The organism is Pseudarthrobacter oxydans, assembly GCF_034258515.1.
In the GTDB taxonomy this organism is placed as follows: Bacteria; Actinomycetota; Actinomycetes; order Actinomycetales; family Micrococcaceae; genus Arthrobacter.
Window position 1 is genome coordinate 3406292 of the sequence record NZ_CP139438.1, and the last position, 14006, is coordinate 3420297.

The following is a 14006-nucleotide window of genomic DNA, read 5'->3' on the forward strand; positions in this document are numbered from 1 at the left end:
TTGCGGCGGCGGGGCCTGCTTCATCCGGGTTCGGGGGCCCATCAGGGCAATGGCAGCCACCCCGAACGCCAGCACGGCGAGCACGAAAAGTCCGCCGTACTTGAGCCATTCCCGCCTGGACCCGAAGGCAGCGCCGGCCGGCCGGCGCGGCCCGCTAGCCATCGAACCGCGCACTGGTGCTGGTTTCCGGCACCACAACGTGCACGGCATTGCGCTCGATGGTGAAGTCGGCGGGCGTGGCCGTGGCGATCTCGCCGTCGAGGTTCACGGGCATGGGCGGCTCGGTGACCAGCCGGACCCGCCGGGTGGTCAGGTGGTGCACCCCGTGGCGCTCCACAAAGCTGCCGTCCTTCAGCAGCCGCGCGATCCGGACGTGCTCGCGGAGCGGCGCCCCGGGGATGGCGTAGATATCCAGGAGGTGGTCGTCAATCCCGGCCGTCGGCGAGACCGTGTTGCCGCCGCCGTAGTGCCGGCCGTTGCCCACCGCCACCTGCAGCATGTCCTCGAGCTCCAGCGTGTCATGGTCCCCCTCCGGGAACTCGAGCCGGGCCCGGAACGGCCGGTGGCGGGCGTAGGCGCGCACGGCTGCCACGGCGTAGGCGGCCGGACCGAGGTACCGCTTCAGGCGGGGGCTGAGGGTCTCGGTGACCCCGACCGACAGGCCAACGGACGCGACGTTCAGGAAGGGCTGGCCGTTCGCCCGCCCCAGGTCGATGTCCACCACCTTGCCGCCGGCGAGCGCGGCGCAGGCGCCGGCAAGATCGCCCGGGATCTCCAGCGTGCGGGCAAGGTCGTTGGCGGTGCCCAGCGGCAGGACGCCGAGCACGATTCCGGTCCCGGCGAGCCGGCCGGCGGCGCAGGACACCGTCCCGTCACCGCCGCCAACCACCACCAGGTCGCGCCCGTCGGCAACCACCCGGTCAAGGATTCCGGGCAGGTCCGCGCCGGACAGCACGTGGTGCACGGAGGAAACGGGCAGGCCGGCCCTCTGCAGGGTGTCCACCGCCAGCTCGGGCGCCGCCGCTCCCAGGCGCGCCCCGGCGTTTATCACCACGGCAGCGGAGTTCGCCTCTCGGGCAACCTTCATGGGGAACATCCTAGGCGGGGCGGGCTGGGAAATCGCCGGGCTGCCAGGCGGAAGGTCCGCCCTGCGAAGCACAAGGCGAACGACGGCGGCACGCGGCCGCCGTCGTACGTTCTACTTCGGCTAGTGCTCGCGGCGGGTCTCCTGCAGCCGCTTGATGAACCAGCGCGACTGTTCCGGCCCGTAGGGCAGGACCGGGATGGCCTTGGTGGCGTCGTCCGGGGTGTCGCGGATGGACTGGCGTGCCTGGCGGACCGCGGTGGTCAGCGTGTGGGCCATGGTCTTGACGAATTGGTCGCTGCACGGCTTCCCGTGCCCGGGGATCAGGAACTCGTAGCGGTGGCGGAGCGCCGAGATGTGGCGGAGCACGTCCGCCCACTCCTCCGGGTAGGAGTCCTCGAAGGACGGGTGCGCGCCCTGCTCCACCAGGTCCCCCACATACAGCGTGGTGGGGGTGCCCACCAGCAGGTCGCCGTCCGTGTGGCCGCGGCCCAGATAGAACAGGGTGGCGGTCAGGCCGCCCAGGTCAACCAGCACCGGCCGGTCCTTGACGATGGCGTTGGGGACCACGAGCTCCACGTTTTCGCCCTCCCCGGTGGACATCTCCGGTTCCAGCGTCCCCACGAAGCGGCGCTGGAGGTCTCCGCGCTCTTCGATTTCGGTGGCGCAGTTCTGGTGCGCCCAGAACTCGGTGGCGCCGGCCTCCGCAAACACCGCGTTGCCGAAGAAATGGTCGTAATGCGCGTGGGTGTTGACCACGACGAGCGGCAGCTGGGTCTTGTCCCGCACCGCGTCCAGGATTTCCTGGCCCTGCCGGGGGCCGCAGCCGGTATCGATCACCATGGCCCGCTCGGATCCCACCACCAGTCCGGTGTTCAGCAGCGATCCTTCGGTGACCAGCACATAGTTGTTCGCGCCGACTTCGAGCCATTCCGACATTGTTTCTCCGTACCTCCGGCAAAGCAGTGTGCGTTCCTCTAGGCGTTGATTGTACCTACCGGCCCTTGAAGTTCCCGGGACGCGCACGCATGCCGGTGGCCGGGCCTGCCGGAAAACCCGGGCGGGCCGTGCCTAGTTCCTGGCCCAGATGGCCACCCAGTCGACGTACACATGGCCGCTGGCCTCGGGTGCCGGGCAGCCTGTCAGGCAGGACTCGGTCTGCAGGATGTAGCGCATCGGCGTGTTCGGGACCATTGACGTGGCAACGCCGATGGACTTGCCGTCAAGGAAGAATTCGATGCGCCCGGGGCTCCACTCGGTGGTTGCCACATGCCAGTCCGTAAACGGAACGTTGGGACGGAAGACGTCGAAGGTGTGCCCGTCCGGGCCGATGCCGTGCAAGGCAGCATAGATGACTTTGGACAGGTCCCCTTCCGGGAAATCGACCTCCCCGTCCTGCGGCCACTGCTTACTGACGGGCCAGAGCAGCCAGGCCACCTTGAAACCCGGCACGGAATCTGCCTTGAAACGCACCGAGTAGCGTCCGTAGAGCTGGCTGTTGTACGGCGGCTGGGTAGCGCCGTCGAATTTCGGGGAGGGCGCCGCGCCCATGGAGACGGCGTTTTCCGAGTGCAGGTACATGTCCAGGAGGCCGTCATGGACGCTCAAAACCCTGGATGGAAAATAGCCGGACGTTCTGGCGGCCTTTTCTTGCGTCTTGGCATGGGTGTCTGGCGTGCCGTCCTTGTAGGTCTCGCTCCATCTCGACCCGTAGATGCCGGGAAAACCGCCAAGGGGCACGTCCCCGTCCGTGAAATCCTCTACAAAGATCTGCCTCCAGCCGGGCAGGTCGCCCACCGGCAGGGCCTCAAGGGAGGGCGAGGACTCGGTATTGGCAGCCGGCCCGGACCCGCCGTCCTGGGTTGGCTCCGGGGATGCGGTTTCCGCCGTGGGTTCCGGGGAGCCGGCCTCGGCAATTGGCTGCGGCGGCCCAGTATCAGAAGTAGTTGGCTCCGGGGAAGCAGTACCCGTAGCGGGCTGCGCCGAGCCGGTCGCCTGGATCACCGGCTCTGCGTCTTTCCCTTCTGGAGGCTGGGGCCCAGGGGTATTCGCGGCAACGCTCAGCGAGCCGATTGTGAGCGCCAGGGACACTATCATCAGGACGGCGCCGCCGGTCCGCGCGGGCTGCTTGATCGACTCCGCCGGTGACGTTCCGTCCTCAGGGACAGGATGCCGCGGCGTCCGTGGCGCACCCATCCAGGCGAAAAGGCCGTTGCGGGGCCTGTTTGCCATGTGTCCTCCCAGCGTGGTCCGCAGGGGACTGCGGGCAAGAACGCAGCGCCCCGGTCTCATCCCCTTCCGTCCAGCCTAGGTGCGACGCCGCGGCCGGTCACGAGTATTGAGTACTCATATTTGGGATTCAACTCCGCCCGGGTACCTGTTTAGGTAACTGCCAGCGGAATGCCGCCCGCACATCATCCCCCCTCAGGACCGCAGGGACCGCTGCAGTCTTGAGAAATTCTTGACGCAATGCCTGCCTGTTCTTGAGCTGCCGGGTCCAGAGTGTTGAAAAACAGACCGGGGCCGATGGCGGAGGCGGCGGATCAGCGTCGATTCGCAAAGAAGCCGTCGGCCCCCGCGCCGCCCGAGCCCTGCTTTCCCTGTGGGCCTCCTGAGCCGCTTGATGGACTGGCGTGCCTGGCAAACTCCAAGGCAATTTGGCCGCCCGCCGGCACTCCGTCCGAAAAGGCGAAATAGGGGGCTTGAACAAGACGTTGGGGGACCTTCACGCGTCGGCTGCCGAACTGGCGGTCCTTGGCCCTTTGCACGGAACACGAACGACGGCGGCACGCGGCCGCCGTCGTTCGCTTTGCCTTTTCGAGGCTGGTCCCCGCATCGAGTGAGAGAAGGTTCGGGTTAAACCCACATCAAGTGAGAGATGGTTGGAATTAAACCGACGTCAAGTGAGAGAGCGTCGGGTGGGGGGGGTTAGAGGTCGGCGAGGAGGGTGGTTGGGTTTTCAATTGCGTCGGCCACGAAGCGGAGGAAGCCGGCTGCCGTGCCGCCGTCGCAGACGCGGTGGTCGAAGGTCAGTGTCAGCTCGGTGACCTTGCGGACGGCCAGCTCGCCGTTCACCACCCACGGCTTGTCGATGATCCGGCCCACGCCCAGGATGGCCACCTCGGGGTGGTTGATGATCGCCGCGGAGCCGTCCACCCCGAACACGCCGTAGTTGTTGAGCGTGAAGGTGCCGCTGCCCAGCTCGGTGGGGGTCGCCTTGCCCTGGCGTGCGACGTCGGTGAGCCGGCGGATCTCGGCGTCCAGATCGCGGGCAGTCAGCTTCTCGGCGGCGCGGACGGACGGGACCACCAGGCCCCGGTCGGTCTGGGCGGCGATGCCGAGGTTGACGCCGTCGAACGAGACAATCTCCTGGGACCCATCGGACGCAGTCTCGATCCGGGTGTTCAGCTCCGGGTACTTTTTTAGCCCAGCCGTGACAAAACGCGCGATGAACGCGAGCAGGCCCGGCACCTGGGAGCCGCCGGCCTTGAGCCCTTCGCGAAGCTCCAACAGACCAGTGGCGTCCACGTCCACCCAGACTGTCGCCTCGGGGATTTCGGAACGGCTGCGCGCCATGTTGGCGGCAACGGCCTTGCGCACTCCCCTGACCGGTGTCCGGGCAGCGATGGGCAGCCCGGTCCGGGCGTCCACGCCCTCCGGTGCCGCTGTGGTTTTGGCTGGTTCAGCCGGGGCCTTGGGGGTTTCGACGGGCTTGGTTTCGGCAGGTTCGACCACCGGGGCGTGGATGGCCTTCTCCACGTCACGCCGCATGATCAGCCCGCCCTCGCCCGAGCCGGGGAGCTCGCCGAGGTCCACGCCGTGTTCCCGGGCCATGCGCCGGACCAGCGGGGAGATCACGGCACCGAGCCTGCCGGGAACGCGAGTGCGCAGCAGGGTGAGGTCGTCCTCGGCGGGCTTGATTTCCTGCGACTCGAGCACGGAGACAGAGGCTTTGGGCGCGCGGGTGCGCCGGGCAACACCGTGCCCGCCCGGAGTGCCATAACCGATCAAGACGTTTCCCGAACCGGCCCGCTCCTCCTCACGATAAGGTTCAGCAGCAGACGACGCGGATGATGCCGCCCCGGGAGTGGCATCGGGCCTGTCGGAGCCGGACGACATGCTGCTTGCAGCAATGTCGTCCGGCGAAGGGGCGGGGGCGGCATCATCCGCGGCGCCACGGGTTGCACCAACAGGCGTCACCGAGATCAGCGGCTTCCCCACGTCCAGCGTCTCGCCCGGCTGTCCGTGCAGCTCGGCCACGATCCCGGCATACGGGGAGGGCACCTCAACCGTGGACTTCGCGGTTTCCACCTCGGCGATGGGCTGGTCCACGGAGATCTCGTCCCCCACGGCAACGTGCCAGGACACCAGCTCGGCTTCGGTGAGGCCCTCGCCCAGGTCCGGCAACAAAAACACACGCGTTTCACTCATGGTCAGTTCTCCCACTGAAGGTCGTCGACGGCGTCGAGGATGCGGTCCACGCCGGGCAGGTAGTACTTCTCAAGCTTGGGCGCCGGGTACGGGATGTCGAACCCGGTCACGCGGCGGATGGGGGCGGCCAGGTGGTGGAAGCAGCGCTCCTGAACCCGGGCCACTATCTCGGAGGACACGGACGCGAAGCCGTGGGCCTCGGCGATCACCACGGCCCGGCCGGTCTTCCGCACGGACGCGCTGACGGTCTCGTCGTCGAACGGGACAATGGTGCGCACGTCGATGACCTCCAGCGAGCGCCCTTCCAGCGCGGCGGCCTCGGCGGCGGCGAGCGCGGTGGGGACGGACGGGCCGTAGGCGATCAGCGTGGCGTCCGTGCCGGGACGGGCGACGGCGGCGCGGCCTTCGGTGGTGCGTCCCGCCGTCGTGCCTTCCGCGTGAAGGCGGCGGAGCTCGTCCAGGTCCACCAGGTCCTTGGACCAGTAGAGCTTCTTGGGCTCCATGAACATCACGGGATCGTCGGAGTCGATGGCCTCGCGGAGCATCCGGTATCCGTCCGCCACGGTGGCCGGGGTGAACACCTTCAGGCCGGCGGTGTGGGCGTAGTAGGACTCGGAGGAGTCGCAGTGGTGCTCCACTCCCCCGATGCCGCCGCCGTAGGGAACCCGGATCACCATGGGCAGCTTCACGGCGCCCTTGGTGCGGTTGTGCATCTTGGCCACGTGGCTGACGATCTGCTCGAAGGCCGGGTAGGCGAACGCGTCGAACTGCATCTCGATGACCGGGCGCATCCCGTTGATGGCCATGCCCACGGCCATGCCCACGATGCCGGACTCGGCCAGCGGGGTGTCGAAGCAGCGCTGCTCCCCGAAGGTGGCGGTGAGCCCGTCGGTAATGCGGAACACCCCGCCCAGCATGCCCACGTCCTCGCCGAACACCAGCACGGACGGATCGGCGTGCATGGCGTCGGCCAGGGCGGTGTTGAGGGCCTTGGCCATGGTGACCGGCTGCGGGCCGGCGGCTTCCGCGGTGGCGGCGGCGGAGGCTGCTGCCCGGGCGGTGGCGGCGCTGACGTTGCCGTTGGCCTCGGACGAGGTGGTGATGGTGGGGCTCACTTGCCGGCCTCCTGTGATGATGCTGCGTCGCGGGCGAGTTCGTCGGCGAGCAGGGCGGACTGTTCCTTCAGCTGGGGCGTGGTCTTTTCGAAGACGTGGCGGAAGAGTTCCTGCGGGTCCACGGGGACGTCCTCGCTGAGGCCGTCGCGCAGCTGCGTGGCCACGGCTTCGGCGTGCCCGGCGATGCGCGCTTCCACGGAGGGGTCCAGCAGGCCGCGGTCCGTCAGGTAGGTCCGCATCCGGTTCACCGGGTCCTTGGCCCGCCACTCCGCAACCTCGCTGCTTTCGCGGTAGCGGGTGTCGTCGTCGGCGTTGGTGTGGGCCTGCATGCGGTAGGTGTTGGCTTCCACCAGCAGGGGGCCGGAGCCTTCGCGGGCCAGTTTCACGGCCCGGTCCAGGACGGCGAGGAGGGCCACGACGTCGTTGCCGTCCACGCGTTCGCCGGCCATGCCGTAGCCCACGGCCTTGTGCGCGAGCGACGGCGCCACGGACTGGTGCGCCAGCGGTACCGAGATGGCGTACTTGTTGTTCTGGACGAAGAAGATGACGGGCAGGTGGAAGACGGCGGCGAAGTTCAGGGCCTCGTGGAAGTCGCCTTCGCTGGTGGCGCCGTCGCCGCACATGGCCAGCACCACGGTGTCCTCGCCGCGGAGCTTGGCGGCGTGGGCCACGCCCACGGCGTGCAGCAGCTGGGTGGTGAGCGGGGTGCACTGGATGCCCACCTTGTGCTGGAGGGGGTTGAACCCGCTGTGCCAGTCGCCGCGGAAGATGGTCATCACCTGCACGGGGTCCACGCCGCGGGTCATGACGGCGACGGCGTCGCGGTAGGTGGGGAACATCCAGTCGCCGTCGGAGAGGCAGAGGGCGGCGGCCACCTGGCAGGCTTCCTGGCCGTGGCTGGACGGGTAGACGGCCATGCGGCCCTGCCGGACCAGCGCGGAGTTCTGGTCATTGACGCGGCGGCCGACGACGAGCTGCTCGTACGCGGCCAGCAGTTCGCCGTCGCCGGGCAGGGGGTATTCGTGGCCGGGTTCGGTGCCCTGCTCACTGTCCGGCAGGAGCCGGCCGGCCGGGTCCACCATCTGGATCTGGTGCCGGGCCGGGAGCATGTAGTCCTCGGCGCTGATGCCAAACTTCTTGGCCGTTTCCGAGAGATTATTCCCGGCGGGCGCCGTGCCGGTGTGTTCCGGCGCGGTGTGGTCTGCGGAGATCGTCATTGTTCCGTCCTTCTGTTGCCACTATTCCTTCCCAGTATCCGCCCGGGGCAGGTTTCGTATCCAGCTCCCTGAAGAATCGTGGAGAAGCTGCGCGATTATGCCTGCTGCGAGAGACAAATTGTAAGTGTGAGCCAGATTACTGACAGGGTGCGTGGACAAAATGGCTGCCAGGGACGCCGGGGCCCGGTGACCACAGCCCGTGCTGGACCAGGTCCGGTGCGGATAGCCCGTGCCAGAAGTCCCTTGACCTCTCCTTCGTGCGGGACCACACTCAGAAGATACGCAGGGTGCGGAGGGACAGTGCAGTCCTTTCTGCCCCGGAACCGCTGTGGGCAAGGCGCATCTCTTACACCGAGGAATTACAAAGAGTGGGGGCAGCTGTAATGGACATCGAGAAGTTGTGGGACCGGCTCGAGCCGGAAACGCGGCAGTGGCTGGTGGAAAATCCCGGATGCAGGATCCTTCCCCGGACCGTCGTGGCAGCGATCACCAAGGCCACCGGAGTGCAGGTTGAACAGGACAGGCACGGTGAAAGTTCCCTCTCCCCCAGTGACTGCGACTTCCTCCGCACCGCGTCGCAGCTGCAGGATGCCAATAGCCGCAAGTCTCTGTAGCCGGGCCTTTGGCCGGGCTTTCGCATCCGGCATCCCGCGAACTGAAACGATCGTGCCCGATTCTGCCTACACTGGAAGACGAATTGTAAGTGTGGGCCGGATTACCGACGGGGGCCGTGGAGCAAGTGGCAGCCAGGGATGCCGGGACGGAACCCGTCCCGCTGGACGAGATCGACCGCAGGATCATTGCCGAGCTGACCCGTGACGGCCGGATGTCAGTCACGCAGGTGGCGGAGAACGTCCACATCTCCCGGGCGCACGCGTATACAAGGATTGGCCGGCTCACTTCTGAAGGGGTGCTGTCCAAGTTCACGGCGCTGGTGGACCCCATCAAGGCGGGGCTCCGCTCGTCCGCCTACGTGACGCTGAAGCTGAAGCAGGACGCCTGGCGCGAGCTGCGGGACCAGCTCGCCGTGATCCCCGAGGTGCACCACGTGGCCCTGGTGGGCGGCGACTTCGACGTGATCCTCCTGGTCCGCGCCGTGGACAACATCGACCTGCGGCGGGTCATCTTCGACCAGCTGCAGTCCATGCCCGGCGTGCTGGACACCCAGACGTTCCTAGTGTTTGAGGATCTGGATACGCGGTAGGCGCCTGTTCCGGCCCATCGATGCGGTCGAAGGAAACCGCGCCTCCAGGAACACTCGCCCGTTCTTGCGGAGACCTTGATTAAGTCTTGAGTGGCGCAGGCGAAGATTTCCGGTAGTGCCGCCAAGCTATCGCGGCACTGCAGTAGTTGCACTGTGAAACACCGTTCCACTTGCCGTATCCCCCGGAAATTGATTGTCCTGACGAGATCAAGATTCAGCGGCTTGGGGCGCTACGGGGAGGCCCGCCACATTTCCCCCCAATCGGCGGGCTTCCCCACGTGGCTGTCCGGCAGAGTACGCCTTGGCTTCCGGGGGCCTGCAATGCCAGAGGCATCGCGCGCCCGTCAGCCCGGCGTCAGCGCTGCCGGCGTACGGGTTTTCCTCAGCCGGCCGTTTAACCACCCTGGGACGCGTTCCGGGGGGATCGGCTTGCTCCAGAGGTATCCCTGGGCGCGGGTGACGCCCATCCGCCGAAGTTCGTTGAGCTGGGCGTGGGTTTCGACGCCTTCAGCGATAACGTCGAGTTTGAGGCTTTTAGCCATGCCCAGGACAAGCTCTATGACGGTACCCCCCTGCGGGCGGTCTCCCAGTTCCTGAATGAAAGTGCGATCGATCTTCAGAGTCTTAGCAGTAAGCCACCTCAAATAGCCCAGGGAGGAGTAGCCGGTGCCGAAATCATCAATGGAAAGGCCGACGTCCAGGCGGGAAAGACGTTGCAGGGTTTCCTTGGGCAGGTCCGGTTCGTCCATGAGAACGGTTTCAGTGATCTCCAAATGAACGGCTCCGGCATCAATGCCGGACACCTGGATTGCTGCCTCCACGATGTCCGGAAAGTCCTTCGCCACGAACTGGCGTCCGGAGATGTTCACTGCTGCCGTGAGGTCTCCGGCTCCCTCCACCTCCTGACGCCACTGCTGCACCTGGCGCAGGGTTTCTTGCAGCACCCAGGTTCCAATCGGAACGATCAGGCCCGTCTCTTCAGCGACCGGGATGAATGATTCCGGTGGAATGAGGCCATGGTCGGGGTGCTCCCACCGCAGGAGAGCCTCGAAACCGAGTGGCGTTTCAGTGGCGAGCTCCATGATCGGCTGATAATTCAGCCGCAGTTCTCCCCGATCCAGGGCTAACCATAGGTCAGACTCCATATCCAACCGTCCACTGGCCCTTTGAGTCATTCTGGAGTGGTAAACCACCGATGCGTCCCCGCCGGCCGATTTGGCCCTATACATTGCAGTATCCGCGCCGCCCAGCATGGACTGTGCTGTGTCATCAGGTCCGGCCAGGGCGATACCAACACTGACGTTGAGGAAAATCTGCCGGTCCTCCACCTCGAACGGAGCCCTGATGCATTCACGGATTCGCCCGGCCATCACCTTGGCGGCACGCATGCCCATGTTCTCGCAGACAATGATGAATTCATCGCCCCCGAAACGCCCTACCGTGTCACCGGCCCTCACTGTCTTCGTCAAACGGTCGCTCAGGAGCATCAGGATTCTGTCACCGCCGCCATGGCCGATACCGTCATTGACGAGTTTGAAGCGGTCGATATCGACGAACATGACCACTGGCCGGGAACCATTGTCAAGGAAACCCTGCAGCACCTCGGTTATCAGGTACCGGTTGGGCAGGCCTGTCAGGGCATCGTGACGGGCTTGCCATTCCAGGACCTGCTCGGCTTTCTTGCGCTCAGTGATGTCCAGTACCGTGTCAAGGAATTGAGCTGGTTGCCCGTGAGTGCCGTCGACGTTCAGTATTCGTGAATGAAGCCATCGCTGCCCGCCATCCGGCCGGAGGAGCCGGTACTCTACATCAGCGAATCGCACCCCCGAATGCAGGTCCCGCCACACCTGCCGGACCCGGTCACGGTCCTCCGGGTGTGTCCGCTCCAGCAGCCATGCCCTTGATAGGGACTCCCCTGGCGCCAAGCCCACGATGCGCGCGAATTCCTGTGAGTGCCAGGTCTCCCCCGTGGCGCCCGAGTACTCAAGACTTCCCACATGCGCCATTTCCTGAGATGCAATCAACCGGCGCCGCTCGGCATCGGCTTCGGACCGCAACCGCTTAATCTCCGTGATGTCCCTGGCAATGGCAGAAGCGCCGGCAAGCTTTCCGTCCTGCCCATACACCGGTGACAGCGTCAGGTCCACGTCAATGACCGAGCCGTCTTTGCGCCGCCACCGGGCCTCTACCCCTGAGACGGAAGCCCCGGCGCGGATCCGCTCAGCGACGCGGACATCCAAGTCCTCCGCGTTCCGGGTGGTGAACAGCGCGTGCGTTTGGCCGACGGCTTCCGCCATGCTCCAGCCGAACATCCGTACGGCACCTGCGTTCCAGCTGGTGATCTTCCCGTCCATGTCAGCGCCGATGATCGCATCCCCCGAAGACTCCACCATCGCGGAGAGCCGGCCCAAGGCCGCCTCCCGAAGTTTCCGGTCAGTGATGTCCTTTGAGATGGCCACGATATCCACTGCCACCGTGTGGCGGCCCCTGATCGGGCTGATCGTCGCATGGACTGGAAACTGCCTGCCGGACCGATCCTGCATCCCCAATTCCCCGGACCAGTCCTGGCCAAGGGCTAACCGCTCCGCGATCTCCTCATTCGCAGGCCCTGGCCCGGGGATCGGGAAACTATTGACGATGCCCAGATCAAGAGGCGTCAATCCGATCACCTCCGAGACAGCGAAACCATACAATCGTTCGGAGGCACGGTTCCAGTACGTGACCCGCCAGCTGCTGTCCATCCCGATCACAGACTGGCCGATCTCGTCGAGCAGCAAGGCCTGTGTTAGCAGATCATCCTGTTGTTCCCCCGCCATTGATCCCCCGCGTTATCCTCAATCCATTCCAACTAGGACTCCGTGGCTACGCCAACAGTCGTTTGGATGACCCACGACGACCAGTCCAGCGGATGCACCGACGGCCGGCCCAGCAGATACCCTTGGCCGGCAGTGAGGCCGGCATCAATGACTGCGGCAAGCTCCGCATCCGTTTCAATGCCTTCGGCTGCCAGGACGGCCCCGACCTCCTGGGCAAGGCTAATCACTGCCGGCTCGTCCAGGCCTGGCTCCTCAAGAATCCCGGCGATAAAAGTACGGTCGAGTTTGATGATGTCAGGCCGAAGGCTAAGAATCCTGTCGGCAGGGGTAAAGCCTGCTCCGGAGCCATCCACCGCCACCCGCAATCCGCGGTGACGTAGCAGGTTCACGGACTTTATGACCCTGCTCCACTGCATATCGTTTGCCCCGCCACGAAGTTCAACGACGATCTTGTCCAGCGCCAGCCCGGAGTTCTGCAGCAGGTCCTGGACACGGATCTCCGTAAACGCTGCCGGAGTCAGGTTGAACGCCACGAAGAGATGCGAGGGGACCATCCGCGCCGCGGACACTGCACACTGCAGCGCAGCGATCTCCAGCTCGGTTCCGAGGCCCACGGCCTCGGCTTCCCGGAACCACGTGTCGGCGTCTGATCCGTCGCTGCTGACAAAACGTGTAAGGGCTTCAACCCCGGCGACGCGCCGCTCCGGCAATTCGTGGATTGGCTGAAACGCCGTCAGCAACAGCCTGCTGCCCAAAACCGATTCAATTCTCTTCGTAAGCCCGGTATCAGGGGCGCTGCGCTCATCAAGGCGACCGGCAGTGGTACCGTCCACACCCTCAGGACGTGGTTGCTGCCGCGCGCCCTGTTTCCGTGTCCCGGCAAGATGCTCAAGAAACGCACGTTCGGGGTTGTCCGGGTGGGACGCAAGGTGCTTCCGCAGCTGCGCCCTGGCCCACTCCGCTTTGGGATCAGGATCAGTGAGGACATCATTGATCAGCTCCATCACCTGATCGCGCAGGGAACCATCTTTCGCCGCCTGCTGCGGCAGTGCAGGTCCCCCCGGACCTGCCGTTTCCCCTGCGCCGGTGACTGAGAGGAGAGTGAACTCGTCCCGTGACATCGGCTATTCCTTTATCGGCTGTAGGCGCCGGCTGAGCCCGGCACCAAGCCTCGGCCGCAACACTGATTGACTGCAGCGCGCAACCCCGGCCTGAACAAAGGGTACAGCCGGACAGAACCTAAATCCCTAATGTCGAGAAACAAATTCCGGCATTCACTGCGGCCGGGCCCGGAATTGGCGGCGACTGGAAACTAGGGCGCCGATTTCGGGGTCCCGTCCACAGCTATTTCCATGAGTTTGATCCACATCGACCTCATGAAACCTTCGCAGTCCCTACGAACGACTGCAGACCGTACACCGCTTCCGTCCCAGCGCTCCACCAGCACGTCGCCGCGGCCGTCGCGGGTGACGAACACATCGTCCGCTACCCACGCCGCACCGTCCCGAAACCCGAACATGGCGGCCGGCACAGGCGCCCACGGAAGGGGAACGGCCTGCCGGTCTTCCTCGTATCCACCCATGGGCCGAAATTAGCCCAGCATCCTGGCTGGGGAACCAGTAGGCGGTACCTGAGTTTCCCCCGCCGGGTACCTGTGGCACCGGCAAAGTCGGCCGGGCGCAGCGGAAAGCGGGAGGTTCAGCCGGAGCGGCCGACGGCGCGTCCACGGCTTCCGCCGCGGGCGCACCAGGGACGGGGGTAATGGTGTCCGGCCCTGCCGGCTGGGCGGAAGCCGGCAGCCGCATCCCTAAGCCGTGACAGGCCGCATCCCGGCTCCCCTGCCCGCGACCTGCGCTCCTGTGCGAACTTTGTCCCAGTCCTGTGAGAACTGTGCAGGTAACCATCGGGAACCTTGATCGAAGCCACCCATCATTTAGCCAGAAGGCAACGAATATCTCTACAACGAGAATGAAGGTAATCAAAGTGGCAACCAGGGCAGAAAAATCAAACTACCGCTACAGCGACTTCTATTGCTTCATGTCGCTGGCGGACTTTACGGATTACATCTCCAGAGATGACGACGCCGACGGCTGCATCTCGATCAGCTACGCTTCCCGGGGAGCCGGGCAAGGCGCCTGA

Annotated in this window: 12 protein-coding genes; 3 read left to right on the forward strand and 9 right to left on the reverse strand. The window is 65.6% G+C overall.

Translation table 11 applies throughout. The annotated features are described in order from the left end of the window. Positions 1-154: 154 nt before the first annotated feature. The 6 genes from SMD14_RS15565 to SMD14_RS15590 all read right to left on the reverse strand — a co-directional run bounded on the left by SMD14_RS15565 (position 155) and on the right by SMD14_RS15590 (position 7847). A complete protein-coding gene (locus SMD14_RS15565; RefSeq protein WP_321214210.1) occupies positions 155-1087 on the reverse strand; it encodes a lipid kinase in 933 nt (310 codons plus the stop codon). Between the two features lie 120 nt (positions 1088-1207). After that, the gene (locus tag SMD14_RS15570; RefSeq protein WP_321214211.1) at positions 1208-2023 is read right to left on the reverse strand and encodes an MBL fold metallo-hydrolase; all 816 of its coding nucleotides are present in this window, start codon (positions 2021-2023) and stop codon (positions 1208-1210) included. Positions 2024-2155: 132 nt separating this feature from the next. Next, positions 2156-3316 (reverse strand): family 16 glycosylhydrolase, encoded by a 1161-nt coding sequence (locus SMD14_RS15575; RefSeq protein WP_321214212.1) that lies wholly within the window; start codon positions 3314-3316, stop codon positions 2156-2158. A gap of 696 nt (positions 3317-4012) precedes the next feature. Further along, a complete protein-coding gene (locus tag SMD14_RS15580; protein WP_321214213.1) occupies positions 4013-5515 on the reverse strand; it encodes a dihydrolipoamide acetyltransferase family protein in 1503 nt (500 codons plus the stop codon). Positions 5516-5517: 2 nt separating this feature from the next. Then, on the reverse strand, positions 5518-6630 hold the full coding sequence (locus SMD14_RS15585) for an alpha-ketoacid dehydrogenase subunit beta (protein ID WP_321214214.1): 1113 nt from the start codon (positions 6628-6630) through the stop codon (positions 5518-5520). After that, the gene (locus SMD14_RS15590) at positions 6627-7847 is read right to left on the reverse strand and encodes a thiamine pyrophosphate-dependent enzyme (RefSeq protein ID WP_321214215.1); all 1221 of its coding nucleotides are present in this window, start codon (positions 7845-7847) and stop codon (positions 6627-6629) included. Before SMD14_RS15590 ends, SMD14_RS15585 begins: the two co-directional genes overlap by 4 nt. A gap of 368 nt (positions 7848-8215) precedes the next feature. Between SMD14_RS15590 and SMD14_RS15595 the strand changes: the two genes are divergently transcribed. Next, complete coding sequence (locus SMD14_RS15595) at positions 8216-8461, forward strand: hypothetical protein (protein ID WP_321214216.1); 246 nt, start codon at positions 8216-8218, stop codon at positions 8459-8461. Between the two features lie 125 nt (positions 8462-8586). Next, positions 8587-9051: an Lrp/AsnC family transcriptional regulator gene (locus tag SMD14_RS15600; protein ID WP_321214217.1), complete on the forward strand. Its 465-nt coding sequence runs from the start codon at positions 8587-8589 to the stop codon at positions 9049-9051. Positions 9052-9395: 344 nt separating this feature from the next. Here the strand turns inward: SMD14_RS15600 and SMD14_RS15605 are convergent, their stop codons facing one another. From SMD14_RS15605 to SMD14_RS15615, 3 genes are all read right to left on the reverse strand, one after another. Continuing rightward, a complete protein-coding gene (locus SMD14_RS15605) occupies positions 9396-11867 on the reverse strand; it encodes an EAL domain-containing protein (RefSeq protein ID WP_321214218.1) in 2472 nt (823 codons plus the stop codon). A gap of 32 nt (positions 11868-11899) precedes the next feature. After that, complete coding sequence (locus SMD14_RS15610) at positions 11900-12988, reverse strand: EAL domain-containing protein (RefSeq protein ID WP_321214219.1); 1089 nt, start codon at positions 12986-12988, stop codon at positions 11900-11902. A 191-nt stretch (positions 12989-13179) separates the two neighbouring features. Beyond that, positions 13180-13449, reverse strand: a complete 270-nt coding sequence (locus SMD14_RS15615; RefSeq protein ID WP_321214220.1) for a hypothetical protein — start codon at positions 13447-13449, stop codon at positions 13180-13182. A 401-nt stretch (positions 13450-13850) separates the two neighbouring features. Here SMD14_RS15615 and SMD14_RS15620 point away from each other — a divergent pair, with 401 nt between their 5' ends. Continuing rightward, positions 13851-14006 carry a hypothetical protein gene (locus SMD14_RS15620; RefSeq protein ID WP_321214221.1) on the forward strand — a complete coding sequence of 52 codons (156 nt, stop codon included), beginning with the start codon at positions 13851-13853 and terminating at the stop codon, positions 14004-14006.

Excerpts from the sequence above, each read along its gene's own strand:
- SMD14_RS15575 (WP_321214212.1), bottom strand. The coding sequence starts at position 3,316 with ATGGCAAACAGGCCCCGCAACGGCCTTTTCGCCTGGATGGGTGCGCCA.
- SMD14_RS15580 (WP_321214213.1), bottom strand. The coding sequence starts at position 5,515 with ATGAGTGAAACGCGTGTGTTTTTGTTGCCGGACCTGGGCGAGGGCCTC.
- SMD14_RS15590 (WP_321214215.1), bottom strand. The coding sequence starts at position 7,847 with ATGACGATCTCCGCAGACCACACCGCGCCGGAACACACCGGCACGGCG.
- SMD14_RS15605 (WP_321214218.1), bottom strand. The coding sequence starts at position 11,867 with ATGGCGGGGGAACAACAGGATGATCTGCTAACACAGGCCTTGCTGCTC.
- SMD14_RS15615 (WP_321214220.1), bottom strand. The coding sequence starts at position 13,449 with ATGGGTGGATACGAGGAAGACCGGCAGGCCGTTCCCCTTCCGTGGGCG.
- SMD14_RS15565 (WP_321214210.1), bottom strand. The coding sequence starts at position 1,087 with ATGAAGGTTGCCCGAGAGGCGAACTCCGCTGCCGTGGTGATAAACGCC.
- SMD14_RS15570 (WP_321214211.1), bottom strand. The coding sequence starts at position 2,023 with ATGTCGGAATGGCTCGAAGTCGGCGCGAACAACTATGTGCTGGTCACC.
- SMD14_RS15610 (WP_321214219.1), bottom strand. The coding sequence starts at position 12,988 with ATGTCACGGGACGAGTTCACTCTCCTCTCAGTCACCGGCGCAGGGGAA.